This window comes from Mesorhizobium sp. C277A (assembly GCF_040324395.1).
Lineage (GTDB): Bacteria > Pseudomonadota > Alphaproteobacteria > Rhizobiales > Rhizobiaceae > Mesorhizobium.
Map to the genome: position 1 here is coordinate 5,083,663 of NZ_JAMYVW010000002.1, position 14,000 is coordinate 5,097,662.

At 64.0% G+C, this 14,000-nt stretch carries 16 protein-coding genes and 1 tRNA gene; 4 read left to right on the plus strand and 13 right to left on the minus strand.

The features are described 5' to 3' along the window. Nucleotides 1-236: 236 nt before the first annotated feature. Together NKK52_RS25045 and NKK52_RS25050 are read right to left on the minus strand one after the other, a co-directional pair. Nucleotides 237-443, minus strand: coding sequence for a hypothetical protein (locus NKK52_RS25045; RefSeq protein WP_023681214.1), 207 nt, complete (start codon nt 441-443; stop codon nt 237-239). 74 nt (nt 444-517) lie between these two features. Further along, nucleotides 518-817, minus strand: a complete 300-nt coding sequence (locus NKK52_RS25050) for a DUF1236 domain-containing protein (protein ID WP_023681215.1) — start codon at nt 815-817, stop codon at nt 518-520. Nucleotides 818-993: 176 nt separating this feature from the next. Here NKK52_RS25050 and NKK52_RS25055 point away from each other — a divergent pair, with 176 nt between their 5' ends. From NKK52_RS25055 to NKK52_RS25065, 3 genes are all read left to right on the plus strand, one after another. Next, on the plus strand, nt 994-1,254 hold the full coding sequence (locus NKK52_RS25055; RefSeq protein ID WP_245263031.1) for a hypothetical protein: 261 nt from the start codon (nt 994-996) through the stop codon (nt 1,252-1,254). A gap of 47 nt (nt 1,255-1,301) precedes the next feature. Then, a complete protein-coding gene (locus NKK52_RS25060; RefSeq protein WP_023681217.1) occupies nt 1,302-1,610 on the plus strand; it encodes a DUF1236 domain-containing protein in 309 nt (102 codons plus the stop codon). Nucleotides 1,611-1,808: 198 nt separating this feature from the next. Then, nucleotides 1,809-2,153, plus strand: a complete 345-nt coding sequence (locus NKK52_RS25065) for a low affinity iron permease family protein (protein WP_023681218.1) — start codon at nt 1,809-1,811, stop codon at nt 2,151-2,153. A 101-nt stretch (nt 2,154-2,254) separates the two neighbouring features. Here NKK52_RS25065 and NKK52_RS25070 read toward each other — a convergent pair. The 9 genes from NKK52_RS25070 to NKK52_RS25110 all read right to left on the minus strand — a co-directional run bounded on the left by NKK52_RS25070 (nt 2,255) and on the right by NKK52_RS25110 (nt 11,484). Further along, nucleotides 2,255-2,339: transfer RNA gene (locus tag NKK52_RS25070), tRNA-Leu, on the minus strand. Between the two features lie 299 nt (nt 2,340-2,638). Continuing rightward, nucleotides 2,639-3,259 (minus strand): 2,3-bisphosphoglycerate-dependent phosphoglycerate mutase, encoded by a 621-nt coding sequence (locus tag NKK52_RS25075; RefSeq protein WP_023681219.1) that lies wholly within the window; start codon nt 3,257-3,259, stop codon nt 2,639-2,641. Between the two features lie 27 nt (nt 3,260-3,286). Beyond that, nucleotides 3,287-4,108, minus strand: a complete 822-nt coding sequence (dapB, locus tag NKK52_RS25080) for a 4-hydroxy-tetrahydrodipicolinate reductase (protein ID WP_023681220.1) — start codon at nt 4,106-4,108, stop codon at nt 3,287-3,289. Then, nucleotides 4,105-5,964 (minus strand): ABC transporter ATP-binding protein, encoded by a 1,860-nt coding sequence (locus NKK52_RS25085; protein ID WP_023681221.1) that lies wholly within the window; start codon nt 5,962-5,964, stop codon nt 4,105-4,107. The genes dapB and NKK52_RS25085 overlap by 4 nt, the downstream gene beginning before the upstream one ends. Nucleotides 5,965-6,242: 278 nt before the next feature. Further along, nucleotides 6,243-7,262, minus strand: coding sequence for a glucokinase (locus tag NKK52_RS25090; RefSeq protein WP_023681222.1), 1,020 nt, complete (start codon nt 7,260-7,262; stop codon nt 6,243-6,245). Between the two features lie 168 nt (nt 7,263-7,430). Continuing rightward, nucleotides 7,431-8,513, minus strand: a complete 1,083-nt coding sequence (gene mepA, locus NKK52_RS25095; protein ID WP_460221917.1) for a penicillin-insensitive murein endopeptidase — start codon at nt 8,511-8,513, stop codon at nt 7,431-7,433. Between the two features lie 46 nt (nt 8,514-8,559). Next, nucleotides 8,560-9,660 (minus strand): SDR family oxidoreductase, encoded by a 1,101-nt coding sequence (locus tag NKK52_RS25100; protein ID WP_023672065.1) that lies wholly within the window; start codon nt 9,658-9,660, stop codon nt 8,560-8,562. Beyond that, a complete protein-coding gene (queG, locus tag NKK52_RS25105; protein ID WP_023681224.1) occupies nt 9,657-10,811 on the minus strand; it encodes a tRNA epoxyqueuosine(34) reductase QueG in 1,155 nt (384 codons plus the stop codon). Before queG ends, NKK52_RS25100 begins: the two co-directional genes overlap by 4 nt. Next, nucleotides 10,792-11,484 (minus strand): glutathione S-transferase family protein, encoded by a 693-nt coding sequence (locus NKK52_RS25110; protein ID WP_023681225.1) that lies wholly within the window; start codon nt 11,482-11,484, stop codon nt 10,792-10,794. Before NKK52_RS25110 ends, queG begins: the two co-directional genes overlap by 20 nt. 169 nt (nt 11,485-11,653) lie before the next feature. Between NKK52_RS25110 and NKK52_RS25115 the strand changes: the two genes are divergently transcribed. Continuing rightward, nucleotides 11,654-12,460, plus strand: coding sequence for an undecaprenyl-diphosphate phosphatase (locus tag NKK52_RS25115; RefSeq protein ID WP_023681226.1), 807 nt, complete (start codon nt 11,654-11,656; stop codon nt 12,458-12,460). 180 nt (nt 12,461-12,640) lie between these two features. On the opposite strand, the gene NKK52_RS25120 is transcribed toward NKK52_RS25115, so the two are convergent. Both NKK52_RS25120 and rsmI read right to left on the minus strand, forming a co-directional pair. Further along, nucleotides 12,641-13,018: a YraN family protein gene (locus tag NKK52_RS25120; protein ID WP_023681227.1), complete on the minus strand. Its 378-nt coding sequence runs from the start codon at nt 13,016-13,018 to the stop codon at nt 12,641-12,643. Further along, nucleotides 13,011-13,919, minus strand: coding sequence for a 16S rRNA (cytidine(1402)-2'-O)-methyltransferase (gene rsmI / locus NKK52_RS25125; RefSeq protein ID WP_023681228.1), 909 nt, complete (start codon nt 13,917-13,919; stop codon nt 13,011-13,013). The genes NKK52_RS25120 and rsmI overlap by 8 nt, the downstream gene beginning before the upstream one ends. Nucleotides 13,920-14,000: the final 81 nt, after the last annotated feature.

A 14,000-nucleotide genomic window follows, 5' to 3' on the forward strand; every position in this document is an offset into this window, starting at 1 on the left:
CGCTCTGGACCGGCCTGCCCGGTTCTGCCGGCCGCGGTGATTTTCTATGGCGCCCGCATCGGCTAGCATGGCCGAGTATCGTCACATGCGGCGACATGGTGTTCTGGACGATGCTTGAGCACGACGCGACCTCGCCAGCGGGCACGCCTTCGACGCCGGCCCGTAGCAGGAATGTGTTCAGCACCAGAACACTTGGGATCAGCGTTGCGGGAGCCTGCACACGTGAGTACTCCGCCTCACAAGCCTTCCGGCTGGTCCTCGAGGACGAACGACGCTGCAATCAGGTCATCGCCACTAATGCGGCCACTGCCGCCAACCATGATGGATGCGACTTTCTGAAAGGTCTTCATGTCGGCCTCTGTTATGCGCGCATCGCGCATTCTCGCCCTGAGAGAACCCAAGCGGGTATCAAGGGCTGGCGATGTCTCGACGTCATCGATCATCTTCGATCATCCTGGAGCGCAATGTGAAATCCGCTGCCCGCCGCCATGGCCGGCGGCGGGCGGCAGCTATTCGATCAGTCGTAGACCTTCACAATTTTCCGGGTGCTGGGATCGACCAGGACGGTGCGGTTGTCGACCACGACGTAGCGGTATTTGACGTTGGGAACTTCGTGCAGCTCGACCGTATCAGGCAAGGCACTGCCGACGTTCAGCTCCACGCCCGGGATCTTCACCGAAGCCAGCGGCTGCTTTTTTACGTATTCGCGGACGACCGTATCCTGCTCCGGTGTGATGACGACATCCTGAGCTGCGGCGGCGCCGACCCCAGCCAAAAGCAACAAGCCTGCAGCGGCACTTGCAAAGTGGATTTTCATGGTTTTCTCCTCGCGTAATCCGGCGACGGCACCACGCCTGTTCGCCGAGAGACCGAACTTGAGATCAGCCAGATTGTTCCTGTGACTTCAGTCCGCGGCGAACCAGACCAAAGTCGGATATCAGCTAAGACCCAAGTCCCGAGGCGGAACGTTCAAGCGGGGCAGGCGTTTCCCAAATGCAACTAAATAAAACAGGAGAGGAACACATGGCCGACGGCCCAACTGTTGTTAATTCTGGTGGTGGTGGCGGCACTGCGATTGCCGTTGTTCTTGCACTTATTGCAGTCGTAGTATTGCTTATTTTTACCGGCGTCATCAATATCCGCGGCGACGGCGGCAAGGATATCAACGTCAAGGTTGAAGCGCCAAAGGTGGAAGCTCCGGCTGTACCCGCAAAGCCTGCGGCACCTGCCCCAGCCCCTGCGAGTGGCGGCTGATCTGGTCGTATCCACGCCTTCAAACTGACCTATGAAAGGAAATTCCCATGACCAGATATTTCGTCAGCGCCGCCGGCGCCCTCGTCCTTATGGCGGGCATCGGAACCTCGTTTGCCGAGGATGTTATTGTTCTCAAGCCCGAACAACAGACGGTCATTCGCGAATATATCCATAAGCAGAAGCTGGCCTCAGTCAGTTTGCTCGGCGTCGAACTCAATGTCGGCACGGCACTTCCAGACACTGTCGAGCTCCACGCAATCGACGTTCCGGATGTCCGCTACAAGTATACGGTTGTCGGAGATCATGCGGTTCTCGTCGATCCCGACACGCGCAAGGTCGTGCAGATCATCGAATAACGCGCGAGCCCGCCGCTCCGGTCTGGAGCGGCGGGCTGTGGCTGCCCTGTGAAAGTCTACGGGCAGCCTTTTCTCAACGGGAGGATGTCTGATGTTTAGCGACAAGGAAACTTGGGTCCTGGAAGCTGCCTTACTCGCGGCAATTCCAATTTGCGTAGCCGTCACCGCACTCGTGGCATTTTTGACCGCGGCCTGGATATGAATCGCTTCCTGTTTGTGATGGGCGACTTTCTATCCCGGCCACCGGGCTTCTATGTCCTTCTTGTAGCCATGCTGCTCTGTACTGCGTTGGTGCCATTCGGCCTGACCAATGTGGTCACCTACGCATTGTCGGTAGCGGCCATCGTGATCACCGGCGTTGTGCTGATCCAGGGTTACCGCGACACGGCCGCCATTCACGCCAAGCTTGATGAGATTGTCGTTTCGCTGAATGAGACCAGAAACGATGTCGTCGGCTTGGAGCATGCCGAGCCGGAGGAGATTCGGGAGAAGCTCCAGACACTCGAAGAAGAAGCAATGAAAGCGGTTCGCCCGCCGCATTGACCCTCCGCTGGACTATCTGTCATCCATCAGCAAAAAAGCCCGGGAACCGGGCTTTTTTGCTTCGCGTCAAAATCATTTCGGACTTATCCGAAACGGGAATTTGGTGCCCAGAAGAGGACTCGAACCTCCACTCCTTGCGGAACACGGACCTGAACCGTGCGCGTCTACCAATTCCGCCATCTGGGCTGGTGCGGGCTCATGTAAGCGGGCAAACGATATGTGTCAACGCGCTTTTTCGAGGGCCTCTGCCTGCCGGCTTAGTTTCCCGGGGGTCAGCGCCGCCCCTCACCTGCCTGCCGGCATCCTCTCCCCGTACAGTGACGGGGAGAGGGGCGCTCTCATCGATGATTTTCGCCGGTCACCTGCGTCACAAGAAGAGCGCCGAGGCTGCGGCCAGCCCTTTCTCCCCGTCACTATACCGGGAGAACTGCCCGGCAGGGCAATGAGGGGCAGCGCCGACTTGGCGAATGCGCTGGCCGAAAACCTCACCCCTCCAGCACGTCCTTCGACGCCACAGTGGAATCGGCGTTGAGCTTGTAGATCACCGGCACGCCGGTGCCGAGCTCGAGCTTGACGATCTCCTCGCCGCTCTTGCCGTCCAGCGCCATGATCAGCGCGCGCAGCGAATTGCCATGCGCGGCGACCAGCACGGTGCCGCCTTTCAGAACATGCGACTGCATGTCGTGCAGGTAATAGGGCCAGACGCGGGCGCCGGTGTCCTTCAGGCTTTCGCCGCCGGGCGGCGGCACGTCGTAGGAGCGGCGCCAGATGTGCACCTGCTTCTCGCCCCACTTCTGGCGCGCGTCGTCCTTGTTGAGGCCGGAGAGATCGCCATAGTCGCGCTCGTTCAGCGCCTGGTCGCGGATCGTCTTCAAATCGCTCTGGCCGACCGCGTCGAGAATGTGCTGGCAGGTCTTCTGCGCCCGGATCAGCGCCGAGGTGAAGGCAATGTCGAATTTCAAGCCGCGTGCCTTGAGCTTCTGGCCGGCTTCCTTGGCCTCCTTGTGGCCCTGCTCGGTAAGGTCGACATCGCGCCAGCCGGTGAACAGGTTCTTCAGGTTCCATTCGCTCTGGCCGTGGCGCACGAGCACGAGAGTTCCCGACATGTTTGCTCCTTCAAAATTATGGATAGTTTAGCTCAAGCCGAGCACGTCCCGCATGGAATAAAGTCCGGGCTTTTTACCGCGCGCCCAGAGCGCGGCCTTGACCGCGCCGCGGGCAAAGATGGCGCGGTCCTCGGCATGGTGCGACAGCGTGATGCGCTCGCCGGTTCCGGCCAGGATGACGCTGTGGTCGCCGACCACCGAGCCGCCGCGCAAGCTGGCAAAGCCGATGGTTCCTGGCTTGCGCACGCCGGTATGGCCGTCGCGTGACCGCACATCTTTGCCGGCAAGGGAAATGCCGCGTCCCGCCGCCGCCGCTTCGCCGAGCAGCAAGGCGGTGCCCGAGGGCGCGTCGACCTTGTGCTTGTGATGCATTTCGAGGATCTCGATGTCGAAATCCTCTGGACCGAGCGCGCGCGCGGCCTGCTCGACCAGCACCGCCAGAAGATTGACGCCGAGGCTCATATTGCCGGATTTGACGATCGTCGCGTGGCGCGCCGCGGCCTCGATCCTGGCGTCGTCTTCCGCCGAGCAGCCGGTGGTGCCGATGACATGGGCAATGCGTGCCTGCGCGGCATAGCCTGCGAATTCGACGGTGGCTGCCGGCATGGTGAAATCGAGCACGCCGTCGGCCTTGGCGAACACCGGCAGCGGATCGTCGCCGATCGTCACATTGATGATGCCGATGCCGGCAAGCTCGCCCGCATCCCTGCCGAGATAGGGCGATTCGGTTCGTTCGACCGCGCCGACGACGCGGGCGCCGGGGATCGAATGGATGGCGCGGATCAGCGTCTGGCCCATGCGGCCGGCCGCCCCCACCACCACCAGGCCCATTGCGCCGGATTCGCTCATGCTGTTCTCCCCACCGCCTTCTTGGCGCGGCTGCGCCGGACCGGAGTTTGGACGGGCTTCGAGTCGTCGACAAGCCCCAGTCCGTTCTTGCCTTGAATGCGGTGGAAGCGGGCGTAGACACTGTTTGGATCGGCCATCAGTGCGGCATGGGTGCCTTCCTCGACCAGGCGCCCCTCTTCAAGCACGATAATGTGGTCGGCGTTGACGACCGTCGACAGGCGATGCGCTATCACGATGGTGGTGCGCCCTTCCATCACATGGGTCAACGCCTCCTGGACGCGCGCCTCGGCCTCGTTGTCGAGCGCCGAGGTCGCTTCGTCCAGCAAAAGGATCGGCGCGTTGCGCACGATCGCCCGCGCAATCGAGACGCGCTGGCGCTGGCCGCCGGAAAGTGTCGAGCCGCCCTCGCCGACGGGCGTGTCGTAACCCTGCGGCTGCTGACGGATGAACTCGTCGGCCGCCGCCAGCACCGCCGCCCGCTCGATCTCGGCGTCGGTCGCCGAAAGTCGGCCAAAACGGATGTTGTCGCGTATGCTGCCTTCGAACAGATAGGGCGCCTGCGAGACATAGGCGATCGAGCCGCGCAGCGAGTGCTTGGTGACTTTGGAAATGTCCTGGCCATCGATCTCGATCGAACCCTTGTCGACATCGTAGAAGCGCTGCAGCAGCGCCACGAGCGTCGTCTTGCCGGCGCCCGAGGCCCCGACCACCGCCGTAACCTTGCCGGCCGCGGCGGTGAAACTCAGGTTCCTGATCACCGGCATGTCGGCGCTGTAGCCGAACGTCACATTGTCGAAGCGAACCTCGCCGGTGGTGATCCTGGCTTCGACCGCGTCGGGCGCATCGCCCTGTTTAGGCTCCAGGTCGAGCAGCTCGTAAATCATCCGGGCGTTGACCAGGGCACGTTCCATACCGACCTGCGTACGAGCCAGGCGCCGTGCCGGGTCGTAGGCCATGATCAGCGCGGTGATGAAGGAAAACACAGCGCCTGGTGGTTGTCCGAGCACCAGCGCCCGGTAGCCGGAATAGGCAAGGACGGAGGTAATGGCGAGACCGCCCAAAATCTCGGAAATCGGCGACAGCCGCTCCGCGACCCGGGCGATCTTGTTGTTACGCTGCTCGGCCGTATCGGCCATGATGCCGATCCGGCGCGCCAGCTCGGCTTCCAGGGTGAAGGCCTTGACGATGGCGATGCCTTGCGTGGCCTCCTGTACGGACCCGTTCAGCCGCGAGTTGATCAGCACCGACTCCCGGTTGATGCGCCGCAATCGGCGGGTGATGTAGACGACGGCCCAGATCAGCGGCGGCCCGATCAGCAGCGAGCTGAGCGACAACACCGGATCCTGGTAGATCATGACGCCAACGAGGGCGATCAGCGAGACCGCGTCGCGGCTGATGGAGGTCAGCGTCAGCGACAGCAGATCGCGAACGCCGCCGACATTCTCGTTGACCTGTGCCGCCAGCCGACCGGAACGCGTATCGTTGAAGAAGTCGACGCCGAGCTTCATCAGGTGGTCGAAGCTGCGCTTCTGGTAGCGGGCGACCAGATTGTTGCCGATCTTGGCCAACGCGACCGCCTGGCCGTAACCGGCGAAGCCGCGCAGCACGGAGGCGGCCATGAACCCGGCGCAGATCCAGACGATCATGTCGCCGCGTCGTTCGTAGAAGATCTCGTTGATCATCGGGGCCATGATCCACGCCGTGAAGGCGGTGGTGGCGGAAACAATCAGCAGGCAGCCGACGGCAACGACATAGGTCCAGCGATATTCACTACCGTTTTCGGCCAGGATGCGGCGCAGCACCGCAGTGACCTCAGCTGGCTGGACTTTCAGTTTGAGTGGACTTTGAGCGGTCAAATCTCGGGCGCTTCGTGGTTTGCTAGAGCATGATGCCGAGAAGTGTGAAGCGGTTTTCGGACGACATCATGCTCTATCTCTTTGATTTAGAGCCGGATGATTTCAGGTCGATTCGATCTGAAATCAACCGGCATCTAGGGATGCCAGGCTGGAATTCGGCCCCCTCTTAGCGCCCCGGCTACGGCTTGCCTATGGCGAAACTTCGTCGCGGCTCGAGGTCAGGGTCACGAAAGCTGCAGCCATTTCCAGGAACAGACCCATGTTCGGGACGAAATGGATTACGTGCGCCAGCGCCGCCCCGCGGTCTGGACGCCGAACAGCGACGGGTTGCGGGCATAGGCGGCAAGGCCCAGAAGCGCTGCCAGCGGGTGGGTGATGACATAGACCGGCATCGAGGCCATCAGCGCGCTGTGCGGCGCCTTGTCCTCGAAGGCGGCGCGGAAATTGCCTTCCTTCAGCGCGGGCACGATCTTTTGCGCGATGCCGCCGGTCAAGAACACGCCGCCGCGGCTCATGAACACCAGCGCGAGGTCGCCGGCGGTGCGGCCGAGGCAGGTGACGAACAGCGCCAGCGCTTCCTCGGCGACCGCATCGGTCTTGGCCAGGGCCGCCCCGGTGATTTCGGCCGGCGTGGTGAACGGCGCCGGCTTGCCGTCGGCCTTGGCGACCGCCCGGTAGACATTGACCAGACCGCGCCCGCACAGGATCTGCTCGCCCGAAATGCGGCCGTCCAGCTTTTCGATATGCGGGAACACCTCGAAATCGCGCGGCGTCCGCGGACCGATATCCATGTGGCCGCCTTCGCCAGGCACCGGTATCCAGTGGTGGAGGGCATGAACCAACCCGGCGACGCCGAGGCCGGTGCCGGGACCGAGCACGACACGCCCGGCATTCTCCTCCGGCGTGCCGCCGCCGATCTTTTCCATGTGCTCTTCGCCGAGCGCCACGACGGCCAGCGCCTGCGCCTCGAAATCGTTGAGCACGACGATGTCGCCCAGGCCCAGATTGGCAAACATCTGCTTCGGCTTCACCACCCAGGGACAGTTGGTAAGCGGGATCTCGTCGCCATCGACTGGTCCGGCGATCGCCAGCACTGCCGAATTCGGCCGGATGGACGACCGGTCGAGCACCGCCGCCTGGATCGCCTCGTCTATGGTGGCGAAATTGGCGGTTTGCACGATATGCGGCTCACCGGCTTCCGAATTTGCGTCGAGCACGATCGAAAAGCGCGCATTGGTGCCGCCGATGTCGCCGATCAGCACTGGAAACCGCAACGCGGTGTCGTCGTCGCCTGACATGCTCTTGCTCGTCCCCTTTGCGGCGCCGTTGCGACCGTTTCAATCGCCCGGTTTTTCAATCGCCCGGTTTTTCAATCGCCCGGTGTTCAATCGCCCGGTGTTCAATCGCCCGGTGTTCAATCGATTGACTAGCGCATGGCCCCGGAAAGGGAAAGCGTCAGTTCGCCATCACTGTCCGACGTTTGCCGGCGGCCGTCGCCTTGGCAGGGGAATGCCGATCTCCGGCGTGGCGGTGAAGGCGTTGGCTGCGTTTGGCAAGCCGCCCGCATTGCCCGCAATAGGCGGAGGCGCGTCGGGTTCCGGCGCCCTGGCGGCGATCGGCACGCCGCCGCCGCGATAGGTGACGGCTTCCGCCGAGTCCGCGTCGGGCTGGTCAAGCACGAACTGGCATTGTTTCGGCAGGTTCGCCATCGTCATCAGGTCGCGCGCCTTGGGCGCATCCGGGTTCTTGTTGGGGCGCCACGGCTCCTCGGTAAACCACCAGGCCAGCGGCTTGCCGCAGCCGTCATCGTCGGGCGTCGCTTCCTGTCCCTTGCAGTTGGGCGAACCCGGCTGGCAGCCGATGCGGATGTGGAAATGATAGTCATGGCCCCAGAACGGCCGGATTTTTCTCAGCCAGGTACGGTCGCCGGTGACGGTGTCGCACAGCTTCTTCTTGATCCCAGGATTGACCAGGATGCGCTCGACTTCCGGATAGCTCGCCGCGCGCTTCAACAGCTTGGTATGCATCGGCTTCCACAGCCTGTCCTTCACCAGATGCGTCTTGTCGTCGACCATCAGCGTGGCGCTGATGTTTTCGCGCTCCTGGGTGGTGAGCTTGCGGTCGGGCATTGGCGTCAGCCAGATGTCGGCGTCGAGGCCGATCTGGTGCGAGGCGTGCCCGGTCAGCATCGGCCCGCCGCGCGGCTGCGAAATGTCGCCGATCAGAAGCCCCGGCCAGCCGTCGGCGGCGGCATCGCGCGACAGTTTCTCGATCAGCGCAATCATCGTTGGATGACCCCAGCGCCGGTTGCGCGAGGGACGCATCACCTCCCAGTTCTGGCCGTCCATCGGAATGGCGACGCCGCCAGTGAAGCAGCCCTTTGAATAGAAGCCGAAGGATTGCGCCGCAGCCACCGCCGGCAGCTTCTTGGCGCCGAACAGGTCTTTTGCCCGTGGCTCGGCCGTGATTGCGCCCGCCACCAGCCCGGCCAGCGCCACGATCGCCAGCGCCGCCGTCAGGAACGGCCGTCTGCCGGTCAAGGATCGCATCGAAATCGTCATGAACCCCACTGCAAAAGTCCGCAACACAATCGAATCATATCACCCTCGGGCTCGCGTTTCGATTATCTACCTTCATCGGGCTGCGCGGCTCGCCGTCGCGCCAGCTGCCGTCGGCCCACATCCGATCGAACGCCTGGCGGTAGTCCGGATAGCGGAACCGGTAGCCCGCTGCCTTGATCGCGGCGTTGGCGACGCGCTTGTTCTCGCCATAGAAGGACCGCGCCATGGGCGAAAGTTGGGCGGTCTCGAAAGGAATCTCCGGCGGCGGCTCGACGCCCATCAGCGAAGCGGCATAGGTGACGACATCCTGCGGCGGCGCCGGCTCGTCATCGGTGATGTTGAAAATGCCGCCTCTATTGCCACCGATGAGGTGCCAGAGCGCGCCGGCGATGTCGTCGCAATGGATGCGGTTGAACACCTGGTCGGGCTTGACCAGCCGCCTGGCCGTGCCGTTTTCCAGATTGACCAGCGCGTTGCGACCCGGCCCGTAAATGCCGGAAAGCCGCAGGATGGCCACCGGCTTGCCGGTCTCGAGTCCAAGCTGCAGCCAGCCCCGCTCGGCCGCCACTCGCATCGACGAGCGTTTCGACACCGGCCGGCATTCGGCCGTTTCATCGACCCAGGCACCGTCATAATTGCCATAGACGCCGACGGTCGAGAGATAGCCGATCCAGCGAAGCGCCGGCATCGCCTCGATCGCCTTGCGCGCGGCGAGAAGCACAGGGTCGCCGGCCTCCTCCGGTGCCACCGAGACGACGAGATGGGTGGTCTTTTCCAGCGCATCGCCGATTTCAGGGGTCAGGGCGCCGTCGAACAGCAGCGGCGCGATGCCGACCTGCCGCAGCGCGTCGAATTTTTCCAATGAGCGCGTGGTGCCAAAAATGAGATTCTTGTGAAGAGGGGCGCCCACACTACCCCTCCCCACAAGGGGGAGGGAACGCTGCCGCGCGCTCTTACCGATCCCAGTCGCTGGGTCTGCGAAGGTAGGCGCTTCCGCGAGTTCCCCTCCCCCTTGTGGGGAGGGGTTAGGGGTGGGGGTATTCGTAGTGCGCAAACCGTGCCAGCCCGCATTGGCCCGTGCAAAGGCTTTGCCCGAATAGCCGGCGCCAAAGATAAAAACCTGTTTTTCGCTCATGCGTGCGCCTCAATTGGCAATACGGACAGCCATTCGCCCCGCACTGTCGTGTCGGTTTCAGTGTTCGAGTAGATCGCCGCCTGCCTGTTGAATTCGGCGGCCGGCACCAGCCGCGCCAGCGCCCAGATCGCCGCGCCGCGCACCAGCGGCGAGGCGTCGCCAAGGAGGGCGCGCACCGGGCCGGCCAGCGAAACATCGCCGGAATTGCCGGCGGCGGTCAGCACGTTGCGGACAAAGCGGTCGCGGCCGACGCGTTTGATCGGCGAGCCCGAGAAGAAAGACCGGAACGCCGTGTCGTCCAGCTGCAACAGCTCGCCCAGCGGCGGCTCGCGCAGTTCGTCGCGGGCAGCAAGCTTGGCTTCCGAAGCGGCGCGGGCAAACTTGTTCCACGGGCAGGCGGCGAGACAATCGTCGCAGCCATAGATGCGGTTGCCGATCTTTTCGCGGAATTCTTGCGGGATCGGCCCCTTGTTCTCGATGGTCAGGTAGGAGATGCAGCGCCTGGCATCGAGCCGATAGGGCGCCGGAAAGGCATCGGTCGGGCAGGCGTCGAGACAGGCGCGGCAGGAACCGCAATGGTCTACCTCGGTCGCATCGGGCGTGAGCTCAGCCGTGGTGAAGATGGTGCCGAGAAACAGCCAGGAGCCGTGCTCGCGGCTGACCAGATTGGTATGCTTGCCTTGCCAGCCGAGCCCGGCGGCCTCAGCCAGCGGCTTTTCCATAACCGGCGCCGTATCGACGAAAACCTTTACGTCGCCGCCGGCCCGCGCGACGATCTTGCCGGCGATCTCCTTCAGCCGGCCCTTCATCACCTCGTGATAGTCGCGGTTTTGCGCATAGACCGAGATCGCGCCGCGGTCGCGCCTTGCCTGCAGCGCACGCGGATCGTGGTCGGGGCCATAATTCATTGCCAGCACGATGATCGAGCGCACCTCGGGCCACAGCGTCGAAGGCTCGCTGCGGCGTTGGAGCGTCTCCGCAATCCACGCCATCGAACCGTGAAAACCATCGGCGATGAATTCGGCCAATCTGGCCGGCGCCAGCGGGATCGCATCGGGCGTGGTGACGGCAACCGCATCGAAGCCGGCGCGCCGCGCCTCGGCGTCGATCAGCGCGCGCAGGGTTTGGCTTCTAGAAGTCGAGGTCCGCATAATGCGACACCGGCGACAGGCCGCGCACTCGGTCGGTGAGCAGCGGCCGGAACGACGGCCGCGATTTCACCCGCGTGTACCATTCGCGCGCCGCGGCATGCTCGCGCCAATCGATCTCGCCGAGATAATCCAGCACCGACAGCGTCGCGGCCGCCGCCAGGTCGGCATAGGTGACCTTGCTGCCGGCCAGCCAATGACGGGTGCCGGCCAGCCAGTTGGTGTACTTCATGTGCTGGCGAATGTTGGCGCGCGCCGCGCGGATCGCCGCCGAATCGGGGGAACCGCCGCCCGCCGTTTCCGGCATCACCGGCTTCAGCACGCGCTCGCGCACCAGATGCCGGGTCACTTCGCTCTCGGCCTTGTTGAGATACCAGTCGGTCAGGCGGCGGATTTCGGCGCGCTGCATCGGGTCTTCCGCAAACAGGCGCTTGTCGCGCTTCAGGACACCACGTGTTTCGTCGAGATATTCAGCGATCACCATGGCGCCGACGATCGGCACGTCGCCTTCGGCCAGCAGGATAGGCAAGGTGCCGGCCGGGTTCAGCGCCAAAAACTCCTTGCGCCGCGTCCACGGTTTTTCCTCGATCAGCGCCAGCTCCTCGCCATACTCGCCGAAGGCGAGGCGCACGAAGCGGCAGGTGGCGAACATCGGGTGATGGAAAAGCGTCAGCATGATTCCGCGATATTAAGGCGCACTGGCGAATCGCCGTCCGCACCGGTAAGTCTTGGCGGCCCGTCATGCGGCCGTCACGGTGCTGCGACCTATAGGGGGACTTCCGCGCCGTGACAAGCAAGCCCTTTTGCCAGCCGTTTCCTTCCGTCCCTTGAATGCCGAGGTTGCCATGGATAGCCACACCATCGTCGAAGCCCTGCTGCTCGGCCTGCTGGAGGGGCTGACCGAGTTCATCCCGGTCTCCTCGACCGGCCATATCCTGCTCGCCGGCCATTTCCTCGGCTTCCATTCCACCGGCAAGGCTTTTGAGATCCTGATTCAGCTCGGCGCCATCCTGGCGATCCTCAGCGTCTATTTCCGCCGTCTGTGGCAGATGCTGCTCGACCTGCCGCATGACCGGCTGACGCGGCATTTCGTCCTCGGCATCCTGATTGCCTTCCTGCCGGCCGCCATCATCGGCGCGCTGGCGCATGATTTCATCAAGACGGTGCTGTTCGAATCGCCAAGGCTGATCTGCATCATGCTGATCATCGGCGGCGTCGTGCTGCTGGTCGTCGACCGCATGAAGCTGCAGCCGGTCTACCGCGACGTCGAGCGCTTCCCGACAAGGCTTTATTTGCAAATCGGCCTGTTCCAGTGCCTGTCGCTGATCCCCGGGACGTCGCGCTCCGGTTCGACCATCGTCGGCGCGCTGCTGCTGGGCGTCGACAAGCGCGCGGCGGCGGAATTCTCCTTCTTCCTCGCCATCCCGACCATGGTCGGCGCCTTCGCCTTCGATCTGTTCAAGAACCGCAACGTGCTGAGCAGCGCCGATCTGCCGATCATCGCTATCGGCTTCGTCGCCGCCTTCGTTACCGCGCTGATCGTCGTGCGCTTCCTGCTCGATTACGTCTCGCGCAACGGCTATTCGCTGTTCGGCTGGTGGCGCCTGGTCGTGGGTGGCGTCGGGCTGGTGGCGTTGATGATCTGGGGGTGAGCTTTACCCTCCCCCTTGTGGGGGTCCGAAGGACGGGCGAGACAGGCGGCTCGCCCCGGTCAGTCGATCCGCAAAGCGGATCGGGGTGGGGGTCGGCGCCACACCCCCGCCCCGTTTCGCCAACGACGCGTCGCGTCGCTTGCTCACCGACCCTCCCCGCAAGGGGGAGGGTAAAGGCCGCTAACTCCTCCCAAAAAACGCGTTCTCGACATGCACCGGCCAGCGCCAGGGCAGCACCGCGATCATGTCGAAGCGCATCGACAATCTGCCGTAGTCCGGCTGCCGCGACAGCCAGATGTCGGCGGCGCCCTCGATGCGGCGCTCCGATTCGTGGCCGATCGCCTCCATCGCTTCCATCAGCGTGCGCCGCGCCTTGACCTCGACGAACAGCACCAGGTCGCCGCGCCTGGCGATCAGGTCGATCTCGCCGAAGCGGGTGCGATGCCGGCGGGCGAGGATGCTGTAACCTTTCAGCATCAGCGCCGCTGCCGCCAGCCACTCGCCGCGATGGCCGCGCCGATAGGCTTTTTGGCGGCTGGCGGCCGGGCGCTCAGCCACCTTCGCCTTCTCCAACCGCATCCCTGAGTTCCAGCAGCCGCCGGTAAAGCGCCTGCTTCTGCCCGCCAGTCATCTTCGCCGCCTCCGCCGCCGCCTTGGACGCCGGCATTTCGGCGGCCAGCGACAGCAGCAGCCTGTCGATGTCGGCGGGTTGGTCGGGCTTGATCTCGGCGGGCCCGACGCAGATGACGATCTCGCCCTTCGGCGTGTCAGCCGCCGCATAGTGGTCGGCCAGCGCCTGCAGCGTTCCCGTCCGCATCTCTTCAAAAGTCTTGGTCAGCTCGCGGCCGATGGCGGCCTTGCGCGCGCCGCCCAACGCCTCGACCATGGCGGCCAGCGTATCGGCCAGCCGGCGTGGCGACTCGAAGAAGATCAGCGTTGCCGGCACCGCCCTGAACGTTTCGAGCTTTGTCAGCCGCTGCCCTGATTTCACCGGCAGAAATCCGGCGAACAGGAAAGCGTCGGACGGCAGTCCCGACGCCGTCAGTGCCGCCAGCGGCGCCGATGGGCCGGGGATCGGCACCACGCGCAGGCCGCGCTCCAGCGCTTCGCCGACCAGCCGGTAGCCTGGGTCGGAGATCAGCGGCGTGCCGGCATCCGAAATCAGCGCCACGCTCTGCCCGGCCTCGAGTGCTGCGATCAGCTTCGGTCCGGCCTCGCCGGCATTGTGTTCATGATAGGCCGTGGTGCGGCGGCGGATGCCGTAGCGGTCGAGCAGCACGCGCGAGACGCGGGTGTCCTCGCAGGCGACGACGTCGGCGGCCGCCAGCGTCTCCAGCGCGCGCAGCGTGATGTCGGAGAGATTGCCGATCGGCGTCGCCACCAGATACAGCGCCGGCGCCAGCGGCCGGACTGCGATCTCGGTCTGCCCGATCACATAGCTGCGTTTCTCGCCGGTCACCGGGTCTCTCCATTTCGCCCTGTTTGGCATGGCGCGTGCCGGGTTGCAAAACCCCGAACGTCGGGCCAAACCTGACGCCGA

Excerpts from the sequence above, each read along its gene's own strand:
- NKK52_RS25045 (WP_023681214.1), bottom strand. The coding sequence starts at position 443 with ATGATCGATGACGTCGAGACATCGCCAGCCCTTGATACCCGCTTGGGT.
- NKK52_RS25050 (WP_023681215.1), bottom strand. The coding sequence starts at position 817 with ATGAAAATCCACTTTGCAAGTGCCGCTGCAGGCTTGTTGCTTTTGGCT.
- NKK52_RS25055 (WP_245263031.1), top strand. The coding sequence starts at position 994 with ATGCAACTAAATAAAACAGGAGAGGAACACATGGCCGACGGCCCAACT.
- NKK52_RS25060 (WP_023681217.1), top strand. The coding sequence starts at position 1,302 with ATGACCAGATATTTCGTCAGCGCCGCCGGCGCCCTCGTCCTTATGGCG.
- NKK52_RS25065 (WP_023681218.1), top strand. The coding sequence starts at position 1,809 with ATGAATCGCTTCCTGTTTGTGATGGGCGACTTTCTATCCCGGCCACCG.
- NKK52_RS25075 (WP_023681219.1), bottom strand. The coding sequence starts at position 3,259 with ATGTCGGGAACTCTCGTGCTCGTGCGCCACGGCCAGAGCGAATGGAAC.
- dapB (WP_023681220.1), bottom strand. The coding sequence starts at position 4,108 with ATGAGCGAATCCGGCGCAATGGGCCTGGTGGTGGTGGGGGCGGCCGGC.
- NKK52_RS25090 (WP_023681222.1), bottom strand. The coding sequence starts at position 7,262 with ATGTCAGGCGACGACGACACCGCGTTGCGGTTTCCAGTGCTGATCGGC.
- mepA (WP_460221917.1), bottom strand. The coding sequence starts at position 8,513 with ATGCGATCCTTGACCGGCAGACGGCCGTTCCTGACGGCGGCGCTGGCG.
- NKK52_RS25100 (WP_023672065.1), bottom strand. The coding sequence starts at position 9,660 with ATGAGCGAAAAACAGGTTTTTATCTTTGGCGCCGGCTATTCGGGCAAA.
- queG (WP_023681224.1), bottom strand. The coding sequence starts at position 10,811 with ATGCGGACCTCGACTTCTAGAAGCCAAACCCTGCGCGCGCTGATCGAC.
- NKK52_RS25110 (WP_023681225.1), bottom strand. The coding sequence starts at position 11,484 with ATGCTGACGCTTTTCCATCACCCGATGTTCGCCACCTGCCGCTTCGTG.
- NKK52_RS25115 (WP_023681226.1), top strand. The coding sequence starts at position 11,654 with ATGGATAGCCACACCATCGTCGAAGCCCTGCTGCTCGGCCTGCTGGAG.